This window comes from Methanosarcinales archaeon (assembly GCA_014859725.1).
GTDB lineage: Archaea > Halobacteriota > Methanosarcinia > Methanosarcinales > Methanocomedenaceae > Kmv04.
The window spans coordinates 1-1940 of record JACUTQ010000272.1; the positions used below are offsets into that span (position 1 = coordinate 1).

Genomic DNA, 1940 nt, shown 5'->3' on the forward strand with positions numbered 1-1940 from the left:
CATTTTTCTTTCACCTTTGGAGACTAACGATTACAAAAGACAGTTTTATATAACTTTCTAAGTAAAAGATGACGTTTTAAACATGATGCAGCGCGCGCTATTTGATTGTTTATTGATTTCGGTAAGCTCTCTTCATGTACATTGGCTCAACTTTTTTTGTTACTACCTTTCCCAAAATAAATATGCCCGCTTATTCGTATTCTTTGACTTCTGCATCTTCCAATCCAACAAGGTCAAATTCGTCTCGGCTTTTGTTAGAGCATTTTTTACCTTCAGAATCCTTACCGTTACATTTCGGAGGAATGCGGTTTTCATTCAGATTTATGGTTCCGCATCTCAGACATTGCCATTTTCGTTTTGCCTTCCAAAGATAGACACGGAAACCTTCATTCTTATACAATGGTGCGAATCGCTTGTATTCCGTTGGGATTATCACCCGTGTGTCTTCAAACGCATGTTTATACTTCTTCACTTGACGTAAAGATTCTCCAAAATCCCAATGGACATTATTCTCAAGTTCGATGGCAATTTTCCTATGGTATTCTTGTGGGATTGTAACTATTATGTCTGATGTAATTTTAACCACCTCTCTTTCTATCCCCAGGTCTATCAACTCAAACTTCGATTCTCGTGATGACTCTTCCAATTCATAATCGATTTTACGAGTGCCAACAACTTTTACAATCAGAGCATCTTCACCAACTTTTCCATGTCTGTCTGGTTTAAAGAGTCCAAGGAGCAATTCGTCATCTATCGTCATAAAGCATCACTAATTCTGATTAGTTCTTTCGATTCTGCTACAAGTTTTCCGCATTTCTTGCATCTCCCCACAACTTCATGGTGATTTCCACCAGTCGAATTCACTTTCATAGTAATCTATTGCTTCTTGGATTGTTTCAAATTTATGGTCGTATATCCAATAGTTATCGAAATTGGGGTCTGACCACCACACTACTCTAACACTCGTGGCTTCAACGGGCATATATTTTCCTTCGCTAGTTTCAACTAGTAACCATGCATGTCTTCCAGAGCCAAATGGTGAATCTCCAGCGACAATTTTAGTATGCCATCCTTCATTTTCCAGATGCCATTCTAAGAAAGCACTCATTTCGCTACAATCAAACACGCCTGCTTGATACGGATGAAGCCATTCTAAACCAGAAAGTTCATCTTCCAAGTCATAAACTCCAAACTTCTGTTCTTCCGGTTTAACATAATAAAAGAAAAAGAACGCTTCATCATATTCTGAGTTTGTGTATTGATGATTAGTTACATAGCTGTTATATTGCAAATCTGTATGATGATGATTTGCCATATAGTTATCGTATTCGGATTGCAGTGAATCATATTCAGAATCACTGTGTCTATGAGTGGATATATAGTTCTTGTATGTTGTATTTAGTAAGCTCAATTGATTCTGTAGAGTATCTTTTTGAATTTGTAAATTATTGTTGAGATTTCTTTGGTTTTGTAGATCTGTAAAAAGCCAGATGTTGAAAGAAGCAAGTATAACAACTACTATAATACATACTGCCAAACCGACTTGCAGTTTTCCAATTCCCCTCTTTTCGACTTCAGTTTCCAATTCCAACTCCTCAAATCGGGTTCGTCCTCCGTCTTAATAATATTTTGGGGCTGCCATGACTTTTCCGCATTTCTCACATTTGACGACTTCTAATAGTTCGTACATTGGGATTAAAACTTTCACTTTAGCTTCTGAATAGGTTGCTCAATGATAATCTTATCCACCTCTATATCATTCCATCTAGAACAGCAGGGGGCATTTAATTCTAAGCCTCGTGTTCATGGATGGCTTTCCTCCCTTAAGACGCGCACGCCCTTCAGAAAGCAATGTAACAAAACGTCTATGGTACGAAGTAGCATGTTCTCGCTGTTGGCTTCAAACGATGCCTAGAGGATCAACGAAGCTTATGGTTTGG

Annotated in this window: 2 protein-coding genes; both read right to left on the reverse strand. The window is 38.0% G+C overall.

Going from position 1 to position 1940, the window contains the following annotated elements; genetic code table 11:
• Positions 1-190: 190 nt before the first annotated feature.
• Positions 191-760 (reverse strand): hypothetical protein, encoded by a 570-nt coding sequence (locus IBX40_13180; GenBank protein ID MBE0525264.1) that lies wholly within the window; start codon positions 758-760, stop codon positions 191-193.
• Positions 761-835: 75 nt separating this feature from the next.
• Complete coding sequence (locus IBX40_13185; GenBank protein ID MBE0525265.1) at positions 836-1585, reverse strand: hypothetical protein; 750 nt, start codon at positions 1583-1585, stop codon at positions 836-838.
• Positions 1586-1940: the final 355 nt, after the last annotated feature.

What these genes read in the sequence shown, in the direction of transcription:
- IBX40_13180 (MBE0525264.1), bottom strand. Translation starts at nt 760, where the DNA reads ATGACGATAGATGACGAATTGCTCCTTGGACTCTTTAAACCAGACAGA.